Annotated in this window: 14 protein-coding genes; 12 read left to right on the forward strand and 2 right to left on the reverse strand. The window is 64.3% G+C overall.

All coding sequences use genetic code 11. The features are described 5' to 3' along the window. Positions 1 to 151: 151 nt before the first annotated feature. Positions 152 to 835, forward strand: coding sequence for a TIGR04283 family arsenosugar biosynthesis glycosyltransferase (locus QZ634_RS15515; RefSeq protein ID WP_291989893.1), 684 nt, complete (start codon positions 152 to 154; stop codon positions 833 to 835). 48 nt (positions 836 to 883) lie between these two features. After that, a complete protein-coding gene (locus QZ634_RS15520; RefSeq protein WP_291989894.1) occupies positions 884 to 1,717 on the forward strand; it encodes a DUF547 domain-containing protein in 834 nt (277 codons plus the stop codon). 41 nt (positions 1,718 to 1,758) lie between these two features. Here the strand turns inward: QZ634_RS15520 and QZ634_RS15525 are convergent, their stop codons facing one another. Together QZ634_RS15525 and QZ634_RS15530 are read right to left on the reverse strand one after the other, a co-directional pair. Then, entirely contained in the window at positions 1,759 to 2,442 is a 684-nt protein-coding gene (locus QZ634_RS15525; protein ID WP_291989896.1) for a LysE family translocator, read from the reverse strand. 306 nt (positions 2,443 to 2,748) lie between these two features. Beyond that, positions 2,749 to 4,260 carry a diguanylate cyclase gene (locus QZ634_RS15530; protein ID WP_291989898.1) on the reverse strand — a complete coding sequence of 504 codons (1,512 nt, stop codon included), beginning with the start codon at positions 4,258 to 4,260 and terminating at the stop codon, positions 2,749 to 2,751. Positions 4,261 to 4,589: 329 nt separating this feature from the next. Between QZ634_RS15530 and tpx the strand changes: the two genes are divergently transcribed. From tpx to QZ634_RS15580, 10 genes are all read left to right on the forward strand, one after another. After that, positions 4,590 to 5,093, forward strand: a complete 504-nt coding sequence (gene tpx, locus QZ634_RS15535) for a thiol peroxidase (protein ID WP_291989900.1) — start codon at positions 4,590 to 4,592, stop codon at positions 5,091 to 5,093. A 53-nt stretch (positions 5,094 to 5,146) separates the two neighbouring features. Next, complete coding sequence (locus tag QZ634_RS15540) at positions 5,147 to 6,004, forward strand: IclR family transcriptional regulator (protein WP_291989902.1); 858 nt, start codon at positions 5,147 to 5,149, stop codon at positions 6,002 to 6,004. Further along, positions 5,998 to 6,285 carry a YkgJ family cysteine cluster protein gene (locus QZ634_RS15545; RefSeq protein WP_291989969.1) on the forward strand — a complete coding sequence of 96 codons (288 nt, stop codon included), beginning with the start codon at positions 5,998 to 6,000 and terminating at the stop codon, positions 6,283 to 6,285. Before QZ634_RS15540 ends, QZ634_RS15545 begins: the two co-directional genes overlap by 7 nt. 34 nt (positions 6,286 to 6,319) lie before the next feature. After that, complete coding sequence (locus QZ634_RS15550; RefSeq protein ID WP_291989904.1) at positions 6,320 to 7,144, forward strand: undecaprenyl-diphosphate phosphatase; 825 nt, start codon at positions 6,320 to 6,322, stop codon at positions 7,142 to 7,144. A gap of 1 nt (position 7,145) precedes the next feature. Continuing rightward, complete coding sequence (locus QZ634_RS15555; RefSeq protein ID WP_291989905.1) at positions 7,146 to 7,724, forward strand: YqiA/YcfP family alpha/beta fold hydrolase; 579 nt, start codon at positions 7,146 to 7,148, stop codon at positions 7,722 to 7,724. Positions 7,725 to 7,726: 2 nt separating this feature from the next. Next, entirely contained in the window at positions 7,727 to 9,646 is a 1,920-nt protein-coding gene (locus QZ634_RS15560; protein ID WP_291989908.1) for an RNB domain-containing ribonuclease, read from the forward strand. A 1-nt stretch (position 9,647) separates the two neighbouring features. Then, complete coding sequence (locus tag QZ634_RS15565) at positions 9,648 to 10,535, forward strand: TonB family protein (RefSeq protein WP_291989909.1); 888 nt, start codon at positions 9,648 to 9,650, stop codon at positions 10,533 to 10,535. Between the two features lie 7 nt (positions 10,536 to 10,542). Then, positions 10,543 to 11,394: a shikimate dehydrogenase gene (gene aroE, locus QZ634_RS15570; RefSeq protein WP_291989911.1), complete on the forward strand. Its 852-nt coding sequence runs from the start codon at positions 10,543 to 10,545 to the stop codon at positions 11,392 to 11,394. Continuing rightward, positions 11,391 to 12,086, forward strand: coding sequence for a monofunctional biosynthetic peptidoglycan transglycosylase (mtgA, locus tag QZ634_RS15575; protein WP_291989913.1), 696 nt, complete (start codon positions 11,391 to 11,393; stop codon positions 12,084 to 12,086). Before aroE ends, mtgA begins: the two co-directional genes overlap by 4 nt. 130 nt (positions 12,087 to 12,216) lie before the next feature. Continuing rightward, on the forward strand, positions 12,217 to 12,747 hold the full coding sequence (locus QZ634_RS15580; RefSeq protein ID WP_291989915.1) for a LapA family protein: 531 nt from the start codon (positions 12,217 to 12,219) through the stop codon (positions 12,745 to 12,747). The last annotated feature ends 36 nt before the right edge of the window (positions 12,748 to 12,783 follow it).

Below are 12,783 nucleotides of genomic sequence, written 5' to 3' on the forward strand. Positions count from 1 at the left end.
ATCGCCCGATGAGTCGAGCTCCTACCCGGGGCTTGCGGACCCCTTGTCGGAGCCCCATCCATCAGGCGACAGCGACGCTGGCCAAGAAAGGGTAAGGATCTCCGCAGCGGGACGACTTAGGTTTTTGTTGACCCGCAGCCGGAACGCCTGAATGCCAGAATTCGACACGATTTCCGTGATCATCCCGACGCTGAACGAAGAGGCTCGCATTGGCACCACGCTGGCCAGCGTCCTTCCGCAGCGGCCTGCGGAAGTGCTGGTGGTCGACAGTCACAGCAGCGATGCGACGGTGGCGATCGCCGCGGCGATGATCGGCGTGCGCGTTCTGCAGGCGGACAAAGGCCGTGCGCGCCAGATGAACGCCGGTGCGGCGGCAGCTCGTGGCGACTGGCTGCTGTTCCTCCATGCCGACACGCTCTTGCCGCCGTCGGCGCTGGAGCGCATCAACGCACAGCCGGAGGGCATCCTGGCCGGCGCTTTCAGGCATCGTTTTTCGGGTGACGACTGGCGCCTGCGGCTGATATCGCGCCTGGACAACACCCGCGCCCGGCTGACCAGGATCGCTTTCGGTGACCAGGCGATCTTCGTGCGGCGAACCTTGTTCGAGCGTCTCGGCGGTTTTCCGCCGTGCGACGTGATGGAGGACGTGGCCTTCGGCGAACTGCTGCGCAAAGTCACCACGCCGGTTCTGCTGCGCGAGGAGGCGATCACCGATGCGCGCAAGTTCGAGCAGATGGGTGTGTGGGCAAGCCTGGCGCGGGTTGGCGTGCTGCTGACCTTCCATCGCTTGCGCTTGCCGCTCGTGGGGCGGTCGTTTTTCAAGGAAATTCGCTGAAGGTCTGCCGCGTGGCGGCCGGATCCTGGAGAGGTCATGAAGAACTGGATGAGTTGGAGGGCAGGTGCGAAATGGCCGCAGCGGATCTTGGCGCTCGCGCTCCTGGGCCTGTCGTTTTCGGCCAGTGCGGCCTTCGACCACGGCCACGCCGCGTGGACGGCGCTGCTCAAGCGGCATGTGGTGCTGATCGACGGCGGCAAGGCGTCGCAGGTGGACTATGCCGGTCTGGCCAGGGAGCGTCCGGCGCTTACGGCGTATCTCGAAAGCCTGTCGGCCGTACAGCGGGCGCACTTCGAGTCCTGGCCGAAGGCGCGGCAACTGGCGTTCCTGATCAACGCCTACAACGCGTTCACCGTCGAGCTGATTCTCGGCCGGTATCCCGATCTGCAGTCGATCCGTGATCTAGGCAACATCGTCTTCAACAGCCCGTGGAAGCAGAAGTTCTTCTCGCTCTTCGGCGAACCGCGCCATCTGGACTGGATCGAACACGAGCTCATTCGCAAGCCGGGCGCCTACGACGATCCGCGCATCCATTTCGCGGTGAATTGCGCCTCGCTTGGCTGTCCGATGCTGCGTGAGGAGGCTTTCGTCGGCGAGCGCCTTGATGAGCAGTTGGAGCAACAGACGCGGCGCTTCCTCGCCGATCGCACACGCAATCGCTACGAGCCGAGAACCGCGACGCTGATGGTTTCGCAGATTTTCGACTGGTACGGCAAGGATTTCCAGGCCGGCTATCGAGGTGTGACCTCGCTCAGGCAGTTCCTGGGCAATTACGCCGATCTGCTGGCCAGAACGCCTGCCGAACAGGCGCTGCTGCGCCAGAAGCTGGTGGGAATCGACTTCATCGACTACGACTGGGCGCTGAACAGCGTGCCGCGCTGAGCGGTTGCGCGCGGCGCAGCACGACGACCATCCGCCTGAATCTACTTGCTGCTGCGCGTGTCCGTGACGGCGGCGAGGACACCGAGGCCGATCAGGACACCGGCGCTCAGGTAGCGGCCAACGCCGCGCAGCCTGCCGTGGCGCATCAGCGCCGGCTGCGTCGCGCTTGCACTGAGCACGTACAAGCTGTCGGTGACGACGGCGATGAGCACGAACAGCGATCCCAGAAGCAGGGTCTGCAGCAGCGCTGACGCGGCCGGGTCGACGAACTGCGGCAGGAATGCGGCGAAGAACAACGCCGTCTTGGGGTTGAGCAGGGCGACGACAAAGCCATCGCGAAAAATTGGCGCGAGACTGGCTGCGCCGAAGGTGGCGCTGGCGGTCTGCGGCGCTAACGGGGCGCAGATCGCCTTGACGCCCAGATAGACGAGGTAGGCTGCGCCGGCATACTTGACGACGGTGAACGCCAGCGACGAGATGGCGAACAGCGCCGCCAGGCCGATCGACGCCCCGATGGCGTTGGCCAGATTGCCGAACGCGACGCCAGTCAGCGAAGCCAGTCCGGCCCGCCTGCCCTGCGCCAGGGTACGCGCCACGATATAGATCACTCCCGGTCCCGGCGTTGCGGCGAGCACCAGGCTGGCCAGCACGAAGGCGGAAAAAGGCAGCGTTGCGGACGCGCTGCCGAGGGTGGTGATTTGAGTGATTTGGGGGATTTCGTTCATCGCATTTCTCTGCCTGGCGAAGAGATGGACGAGATTCGCGCGTCGACTTCGCTGACCGCAGGCCAGCGGTCGCGCGCAGTGCGTAGTGCTACATCTTGATGAGACTTTTGGCGACTGCTGAAAGCGGGGCGCAACCCCTGTGGTGGCTGGGATGTATAGGTTCGACCCTGCGTGCAACACTACACCAACGCACGCAAAAAACTCATTTCTGCTTGCCGGAAGCAGTGTGCGACTGGCTGTCGCCAGATGGTCCAGGGCAAGCGATTGGCGTGGCCCGGCCGCTGCGCGGGAACGTCGAGAACCTTTTTACGAGGCGCAACGAAGCCGCTTCTTGTCCAGTTTCGCCTGGTACATCCGGCTGTCGGCCGCACTTATCAGTTCGTCCGCCGTCGTGCCATTCTCCGGCGTGTAGATGGCGAGGCCGTAACTGAAAGCGATGGGAAAGGGTTTGCCTGCAGCGGCAGCCGTTTCCTGAAGGCATTTTTCGGCTCTGTCGAGCAGGCGGCTTCCTTCGTCGAGATCGCAGTCATGCAGTACCAGCAGGAACTCGTCCCCACCGAGTCGAACGGCGGCGTCACTGGCACGGATGCTTTCGATCAACACCCTGGCGACGGTGCTGATCAGCCAGTCGCCTTCAGCGTGCCCGAAGTCATCGTTGGTCGCCTTCAGTCCGTCGAGATCGACAAAACAGACCGCCAGCCGACCACCCTGCCGGTGCAGTCTCGACATCGATTTTCCCAGCATCATCATGCCGGTACGTCGATTCAGTAGCCCCGTCAGTTCGTCGAAGGTGGCATAGTGTTCGAGAGTCTGTTGTGCCCTTTTCAGCTCGCTGATGCTGGTGATGCCGAGCACCATGACCGCCTGTCCGGAAAAACTGATGGCGTTAACCGACACCAGGGCCTCGAACACCTCACCAACGGCGTCGACGAGAAGAACCTCGCACTCGTTGAGCGTCTCCCCCTGGCCGAGTTTTTCGAGGAATCGCTGATTGGCGTCGTGTCCGCCGGCCAGCACGGGAGCCAGTTTGACGCCCTGTGTCGGGTCAGGCGGCAGTCCAAGCAGATTCATGGCTTTCTGATTGGCGTGCAGGATGGTCAGCTTTTCGCCGAGCACCAGTAGCAATGCGGTTGGACTGGCCGAAAAAAGACGTTCCAGGTCTTCTTCGCGAGCGGCCAGCTCGGTCATGTCGCGCTGGATACGGCGCGTGGCCGGCGCGCAGATGAACGCGGCCGAGAGAACCAGGACCAGCAGTGTCGTGCTCATCAAGGCGATTTCCAGCCACCGGGCGAAGACTACCTTCGCGTTCGCCTCGCGGTCATAGAGGGTGACGATGGCGCTCATGCCCGCCAGGAAATCGGCCTCGTGCTGCCTGATGGTGTCAATATTCCGATCCAGGGTGGCGACGCTTTCCGGTGCCGACAGAATCGCTCGGGCGGCAGCGGCGATGGCCTCATGGTGCGCGCGCAGCGGCCCAAACAGGTTTTCCACCGCTTTGCTGTTGCGCCCCGGCAAGCCCAGTTCGCTGTCGCCCCGCAACAATCCGGCATGCGTACGTTCCCACAGGTTCAGCGCGTCTGCGAGCTGCCTGCGGTAACGGGTGTCCTCGTTCCCGGATTGGGCGGTCGAGATGTAATAGCTCAAGGCGGTGATTTTCTGGCTGAGCATGCGTTGCCGGCCAGCAATGTTGACCACGTGCGAGTCGTACTTCTGATCGGCCAACACGAACTGCATCACCACCTGCGCGGCGATCGTCAGCATGGCGATTACGGCTAGCGCCATGGTGTACCGCTTGCGTAGCTGGCTGGCTGATAGCATTGCTGCGCTGCTGTTCAAAGCCTTGATACTCGGTGGCATACGCTTGACTCTCGCAAGTGCCGCTGGGTTGTTCTCCTGCCTCGGTGCCCTTGCCGGCGGAACGGGTAGCGCGGCATCGTAGCAGAGGATTGCTCGTTCGGGGGGGGGGGGGGGGTAGAGGCGACAGTGCTCGCCAGCTTCTGGCCAGCGACGCCGTCAATCTCGCTGGAGAACTTGTCGTGTGAAATAATGACCAACGAGCGCTGACCGGAACGGTCAGGCCTGGTACCCGCCCGGTGCCTATTGATTGCCCACTCTTACCATCCCCTTCTCCACGAAAAGGAATCAACATGACGAGCACAGTAACTCTCGGTGGCAACCCGTTTCAGGTTAACGGGAATTTCCCGCAGAAGGGTCAGACGGCGCCCGCGTTCACGCTGGTCGGCAAGGATCTCGCCGATGTTTCGCTGAGCGCTTTTGCCGGCCAGAGAAAGGTCCTGAACATTTTTCCGAGCGTCGACACGCCAACCTGCGCAACGTCAGTGCGTACCTTCAACGAGAAGGCGAGCAGTCTGGCCAACACCGTCGTGCTCTGCATCTCGGCTGACCTGCCTTTTGCCCTGAGTCGTTTCTGCGCTGCCGAGGGGCTCGAATCGGTGCTGACCTTGTCGACCATGCGCGGTCGCGAGTTCCTCGAGGACTATGGCGTTGCCTTGAGCAACGGCCCGCTGGCCGGCCTCGCTGCGCGTGCGGTGATCGTCGTCGACGGTGATGACCGGGTAATGCATAGCCAGCTGGTTGCCGAAATCAAGGACGAACCCGACTACGACGCTGCGCTGCAGGCGCTTGCCTGAGCCGCGCCTGTCGACTCCCGTCACCAGCACTCAACACCTGTTGAACAGCGCAAATGGCTGCCCACGACGGCGCTGACGCGATTCAGCAGCGCCAGGGCATCCAGTCGATCGAGGTCGGCACGCGTCTGCTGCGTGCCCTGGCCGCCAGCCCACGCTCGATGATGCTGCGCGATGTTGCCCGCAATGCCGGCATGCCGGCAGCCAAGGCACGTCGCTATCTGGTGAGTTTCATGCGCATGGGCCTGGTCGAGCAGGATGCCAATACCGGGCGTTACGACCTCGGCGAGTTTTCGCTGGAGCTGGGGTTGGCCAGCTTGGCGCGGCTGGACCCGGTGCGCCTGGCCGGACCGGTGCTCGACGATCTTTGCGAGCAGATCGGCGCCACCGTTGCGCTGGCCATGTGGGGCAATCACGGCGCCACCTGTGTGCGCTGGGTCGAAGCCGGCGGCGCGGTGACCGTCACCCTGCGCACCGGCGTCGTGCTGCCGCTGACGACCTCGGCGACCGGGCTGGCGTTTTCCGCTTTCTACCGTTCGCCTTACCTCAAGAAGATGCTCGACGCCGAGGTGCAGGCCACTGCCGAGGCTGCGGGCAAGACGGCGACGGAGGTGATGGCGGCCCTGGCGCTGCAACTCGAAGACATCCGCCGTAACGGCATCTCGCGTGCGGCGGGCAGCATGACGCGGGGCATCAACGGCGTCAGCGCACCGGTTTTCGGGCACACCGGGCGGATGGTTGCGGCAGTCACCGCGCTCGGCCTCGTCGGCAGTTTCGGCGTCGAGCTGGAGAGCTCCGTTGCCCAGGGCACGCGGGAGGCGGCGGCGACGCTTTCCCGGCGTCTCGGTTACGGCAGCAGCGACGGCGCGGCAGGAGAGCAAGCCGCGGCGCCTGTCGGCGCAGCAGCATCGTAATCAAGGAGCGCTCGCTGCCTGTGCCTGGCAGCTGCCGCGCCGGTTGCGGGGCGTGCTGTATCGCGCCTTCGATCACCACGCCGATGCCCGGTCATCCCAGCGGCAAGCCGGCTGGCGAACGCTGCGTCAATCTCGCCGACGATCTGCGCTGTCGCTTGTGGGGGCGGCCCGAGCGACCAGCGTTCTGCGCCGGGCTGCAGCCGTCCGGCGAGATGTGCGGCGACGACCGGCTGCAGGCGATCGCCTGGTTGTCGGCACTGGAGCAGGCAACTCGACCGTGAGTGCTAAAATGCGAGTTTTTCTCGAAGGTGCCAAGTGGACCCTTTGCTTCTGCTGAAAGCTCTGATTCTCGGTATCGTCGAAGGCGTCACCGAGTTTCTGCCGGTTTCGTCGACCGGCCACCTCATCCTTGCTGGCGCCCTGCTCGATTTCAACGACGAGCGCGGCAAGCTGTTCGAGATTGTCATCCAGTCCGGTGCCATGCTTGCCGTGTGCTGGGAGTTCCGCGCCAAGATCATGGAAGTGCTGCGCGGCCTGCCCAGTGATCGCGCCGCGCAGCGTTTCGCGCTCAATGTGCTGGTCGCCTTCCTGCCGCTGGCGATCATCGGCCTGCTTTTCGGCAAGACGATCAAGGCCTATCTGTTCAATGCTCCGGTGGTGGCGACTGCCTTCATCGTAGGTGGCCTGATCATTCTCTGGGCCGAACGCCGCGAGCATCGCATCCGCGTCGAGTCGATCGACGACCTGTCGCTCGCCGACGCGGTAAAACTTGGGTTTGCGCAGGCTCTGGCGCTGATTCCGGGGACGTCGCGCTCGGGAGCGACGATCATCGGCGGCCTGCTGTTCGGGCTGTCGCGCCGTGCAGCCACCGAGTTCTCCTTCTTTCTGGCCATGCCGACGCTGATCGGGGCGAGCATCTACCAGCTGTACAAGGAACGCGCGCTGCTCTCCGTCGACGATCTCGGGATGTGGGTGGTCGGCTTCGTCGCCGCTTTCATTTCCGCCTTCTGGGCCGTGCGCGGGTTGTTGCGCTATATCAGCACGCACGACTTCTCGATCTTCGCCTGGTACCGCATTGCCTTCGGGATCCTGATCCTCGTCACCTGGCAGTACGATTTGATTTCCTGGGGAGAGCACTGAGTTGGCCGGCCCGCGCATCGTCTATCTACACGGCTTCTGCTCGTCGCCGGCGTCGTGGAAGGCGCGCCTGCTCGCCGAGTTCCTCGCCGCCGCCGGCCTCGGCGACCGTTTTTTCTGCCCCATGTTGTCGCACGTGCCGCGTGCCGCGATCGCCACCGTCGAAGCCTTGCTGGACAGCGATGAGGTGCCGACGACCCTGGTCGGCAGTTCGCTGGGTGGCTATTACGCGGCCTGGCTGGCTGAGCGGCGCGACCTGCAAGCGGTGTTGATCAACCCGGCGGTGATGGCCCCCTCCCTGCTCGAGGGGCTGCTCGGGGCGCACGTCAATGACTATAGCGGCTGCCGCTTCGAGTTTGGCGCCGAGCACGGCGAACAGTTGCTGGCGCTGGACACGCCGCTGATCACGCCGTCGCGTTACCTGCTCCTGGTCGAGACCGGCGATGAGGTGCTCGATTACCGGAGAGCCGTCGCACGCTACGCCGGCTGTCGACAGTTGGTCGTCGAAGGCGGCAATCACAGCTTCGCCCGCTTTCCTGACTTTGTGCCGCAAATCATTGAATTCTGTGGGTTACAATCGTAGCGATGCACGTTCTATACGAAGAAGAGGGTGCCTTCCGGACGGCCAGCATTCTGGGCGACAATGACACCTCGTTACAGGTCGAGACGGCTTCCGGGAAGCGCAGCAAGATCAAGGCGACCAGCGTTCTGCTGCGCTACAGCGAACCGGCGCCGACGCTCCTGCTCGCTGAGGCCGAGGCGCTCGCTGCCGGTATCGAGCAGGAGTTCCTCTGGGAGTGCCTCGGCGACGGTGAGTTTTCCTTTTCTGATTTTGCCAACGAGTACTTCGGCCACGTTGCCGGTTCGGTCGAGGCAGCGGCCTTGTTGCTGGCCCTGCATTCGGCGCCGATCTATTTTCATCGCAAGGGCAAGGGTCGCTTCCGCAAAGCACCGGCCGACATTCTCCAGGCCGCTCTCGCCGGTCTCGAAAAGAAGCGTCAGCAGGCGCTGAGCATAGGGCGCATGGTCGCTGAACTGAAGGCCTTCACGCTGCCGCCAGAGTTTACGCCGATTCTCAGCCAGTTACTCTACAAGCCCGATCGCAACCGCAGCGAGACCAAGGCGCTCGAAGCGGCGTGTAGCGAAAGCGGCCTGTCGGCGCTGCATCTGCTGCACAGGTGTGGCGCCATCCCCTCGGCTCACGACTATCATCTGCAGCGTTTTCTGCTCGAGTACTTCCCGCAGGGGACCGGTTTTGCCGCCTGTGCCGCGCCACCCTTGCCGAGCGGTCTGCCGCGCGCCGATGTGCGCGCTTTCTCGATCGACGACGCGGCGACCACCGAGATCGACGATGCGTTTTCGTTACAGGCGCTGCCCGGACTCGGCTGGCGGGTCGGCATTCATATCGCTGCGCCGTCGCTGGGCATTGCACCAGGATCGCCGCTCGACGCGATTGCCCGCGACCGCCTGTCGACGGTCTATCTCCCCGGCAGAAAGATCACCATGCTCCCGGAAAAGGTGGTCGAGGGCTTTACGCTGTGCGCCGGGCGCGACTGTGCCGCCATTTCGCTGTACCTGACGCTGACTCCCGAGTTCGAGATCACCGCCTTTGAGTCGCGTGTCGAGATGGTCCCGGTGGTGGCCAATCTGCGCCACCACGACCTCGAACCCCTGTTCAACGAAGCCACCATAGCTGCCGGCCTTGCGGAGTTCGCCTTTCGTGACGAACTGATGACCCTGTGGCAACTGGCCAATGCTTGCGAAGGCCGACGCGGCAAGCCCTCGGCGACGCAGACCCATCTCGACTACAACTTCCGCATCCAGGGTGACCTCGACGATGCCGACGCGTGTGGCGTCGAGATCAGTGCTCGCCGACGCGGCAGCCCGCTCGACAAGCTGGTCGCCGAAATGATGATCGTCGCCAATAGTACCTGGGGTGGCCTGCTCGCCAACAAGGGGGTAACCGCGATCTATCGCATCCAGACGCCCGGCGGAAAGGTGCGCATGAGTACCTCGCCGCAGGCGCACGAGGGTCTCGGCGTGAAGCAGTATGCGTGGTCGACGTCGCCCTTGCGGCGCTACGTCGACCTGATCAATCAATGGCAGCTGGTGGCCTATCTGAACGGCGATACGCCACCGTTTGCCGCCCGCTCGGACGATCTGTTCGCCGCGCTGCGCGATTTCGACATGACGTACGGCGCCTACGCCGACTTCCAGCGCAACATGGAACGCTATTGGTGCCTGCGCTGGTTGCTGCAGCATGGCGTGGAAACGATCAAGGCGACGATCATCGGTCGCGAGAATCTGGCCCGGCTCGAGCAGCTGCCGCTGGTCCAGCGCATTCCGTCGGCGCCGGAACTCAAGCCCGCTCAGGAAATTCTGTTGCGTATCGAGTCGATCGACTTGCTGACCCTCGAACTCGACTGTCGCTATGTCGAAACGCTGCTCCCCGCGGCAGCGGCGATCGAAGGCGCCGACGACGGACTGCTGGAGGCAATCGATTGAGGTGAACGCCGTGCTCCGCGACCGCTATCGATCGCCGCTGGCAGCACGCAGTCTGTGGCTGGCCGTGGCGATCTCCTTGCTGCTGCATGGCGTGCTGCTGGCAGTGCGTTTCAGCTTTCCGGATGCTTCGCGGGCGTTTCAGGAGCAGGCGCTGGATATCATTCTGGTCAATAGTCGCTCGCCGCGGAAGCCGGCCGAAGCGCAGGTGCTGGCGCAAACCAACCTCGACGGGGGCGGCAACACCGAGCAGGAGCATCGCGCGACGACGCCCTTGCCGCCGGCGCCCCGCGCGCAGGATGGCGACGACCTCGAACACTCGCAACGACGCGTCCAGGAACTCGAAGCGCACCAGCAGAGGCTGGCCGCAAAAGCGCGTACTCGGACGGCGGTCGCCGCCAAACCGGACAAGGAAGAGCAGCCGACGCCGACACCGGCACCCGCTGTCAGCGGCCGCGATCTGGCGCATAGCGCGCTGGCCATGGCCCGTCTCGAAGGGGCGATCGACAAGGAGCTCAACGAGTACAACCAGCGCCCACGCAAGAAGTTCATCGGCACGCGGGCCACCGAATACCGTTTCGCGCAGTACATCGAGGCCTGGCGGAGCAAGGTCGAGCGCGTCGGTACGCTCAATTACCCCGACGCGGCGAGAGGCAAGCTCTACGGCACGCTGGTGATGACCGTCAGCATCAAGAGCGACGGCAGCCTCGCCGGCATTGAAATCAATCGCTCGTCAGGTCACCGGATCCTTGACGACGCCGCCCGCCGCATCGTCACCATGGCCGCGCCGTACGGCGACTTCCCGCCCGCCATCCAGCACGATACGGATATTCTGGTGTTCACCCGCAGCCTGCGTTTCACCCAGAGCGACAGTCTCGAGAGCAAGAAATAGGGCCACGATGAGCGACCGCTACTGCGTTTTCGGCAATCCCGTCGGCCACAGCAAGTCGCCGCTGATTCACGCGGCCTTTGCGGCGCAGTGCGGGCAGGACGTCAGCTACGAGGCGCTGCTGGCGCCGCTCGACGGTTTTGCCGCCAGCGTGCGCGCTTTTTTCGCCGCCGACGGGCGTGGCGCCAATGTCACGGTGCCGTTCAAGGAAGAGGCTTTTCACCTGGCGGGCCGGCTGACCGTTCGCGCCGAGCTCGCGACGGCGGTCAACACGCTGCGTTTCGACGGTGCCGAGATTCTTGGCGACAATACCGACGGTGCCGGCTTGCTGCGCGACCTGAGCGTCAACCTGGCGTATTCGCTCGCCGGCAAACGTGTCCTGCTGCTCGGCGCCGGTGGCGCCGCGCGCGGCGTCATCGCGCCTTTGCTCGACCACCGGCCGGAGCTCCTGGTGATCGCCAACCGCAACATCGCGCGGGCGCAGGACCTGGCGCAGCGTTTCGCGGCGGTCACCGCCGGTCTCGTCCCGCGCGGCTGCGGCTACCCGGAACTCGCCGGGCAATCGTTCGACCTGGTGATCAACGCCACCTCGGCAAGCCTCGCCGGTGCGCTACCACCGCTGCCTGTGGCGGCCGGTTTTTTTGCCCCCGCCAGCCTGGCCTACGACATGATGTATGGCCAAGGCGACACGCCCTTCCTGGCCTTGGCCAGAGAGCAGGGCGCGGCGCGACTCGCCGACGGCCTGGGCATGCTCGTCGAGCAGGCCGCCGAAGCCTTCCATCTCTGGCGTGGTGTCCGCCCCGACAGCGTGCCGGTGATCGCCGCGCTACGGGGGGGGAGCGGGCCGGGGCGGGGCGGATGATCGCTCCCGGCGTCTGGCTGAAGCGGCTTCTGCTCGCTGTCATCGGCCTGCTTCTGCTCTATCAGTTCTGGCTTTTCGGCTGGGTGCTGTGGTGGAACTGGGTCAATCCCGAAGGCACGCGTTTCATGGACATTCGCCTCGCCGAGTTGCGCGTTGCGGATCCACAGGCACGGCTGCAGCAGCGCTGGATCGGCTATGGGCAGATCTCGCCCAACCTCAAGCGCGCCATCGTCGCCGCCGAGGACGGCAAGTTCCTCGACCACGAAGGCTTCGACTGGGAAGGCATCCAGAACGCGATCGAGAAGAACCAGAAGAAAGGCCGCGTGGTTGCCGGCGGCTCGACCATCTCGCAGCAGCTGGCCAAGAATCTCTTCCTGAGCCCGGCCAAGACCCCCTTGCGCAAGGCCGAAGAGGCGGTCATCACGCTGATGCTGGAAACCGTCTGGAGCAAGCGGCGCATCCTGGAGGTGTACCTCAACGTCATCGAGTGGGGCAGCGGCGTATTCGGTGCCGAAGCCGCTGCCCGCCACTATTTCGGCACCGCGGCGAGCCAGCTGTCGGCCGAACAGGCGGCACGCCTGGCGGCCATGGTTCCCCGGCCGCGCTTCTACGACCGCAACCGCAACGCCCCGGCGCTGGCCGCGAAGAGCGAGGTCATTCTGGCGCGCATGCGTTCGGCCGCAGTTCCCTGAGCGGGCGCATTCTTCCCTTGGCTCTGGCGGGCGGCAGATGGCGACCATTCGCCAATCCTGGGATACTATCGAGCTACGGTCCACGCCGCGCGAGTCCTTTTCCGGCAACCCATGAAGGAGTGACTACCCGATGAAGTTTCGCACCCTGTTTCTGCTGCTCATCCTCGCCGCTACGGCGGGCTTTTCCGCGCTCAACTGGGACGCGTTCATTACCCCGACGACCCTGTCACTGGGCGTGACCGACGTGCAGGCGCCGATCGGGGTGATCATGCTGGGTGTGGTCAGCGTGCTGACCGCGTATTTTCTGCTCTTTGTGATCTACGTGCAGGCGTCGGCGCTCTTCGATTCCCGTCGCCATGCGCAGGAGTTGAAAGCGAACCAGGAGCTGGCCGATCGGGCCGAGGCCTCTCGGTTCACCGACCTGCGGGGTTTCATCACCACCGAGTTGCAGGCAATGGCCAGGCAGAACGCGAGCAACGCTGCGTCGGGCGGTACTGACCCGGCACTTCTGGCCCGGCTCGATCGCGTCGAGACCGAGCTGTTGTCGGCAGTCGAGCAGTCGGGGAACAACATCGTCACTTCGCTTGCCGGAATCGAAGACCGTCTTACCCGGTCGGCGGACGGCGGGCTGCCGGCGGTTGCTGCACAAAGTCGCTTCTGACGTTTCCGACTGCCGCTGACGCGCTTGACGGCATTG

It is taken from the genome of Candidatus Accumulibacter sp. ACC007 (genome assembly GCF_907163205.1).
In the GTDB taxonomy this organism is placed as follows: domain Bacteria; phylum Pseudomonadota; class Gammaproteobacteria; order Burkholderiales; family Rhodocyclaceae; genus Accumulibacter; species Accumulibacter regalis.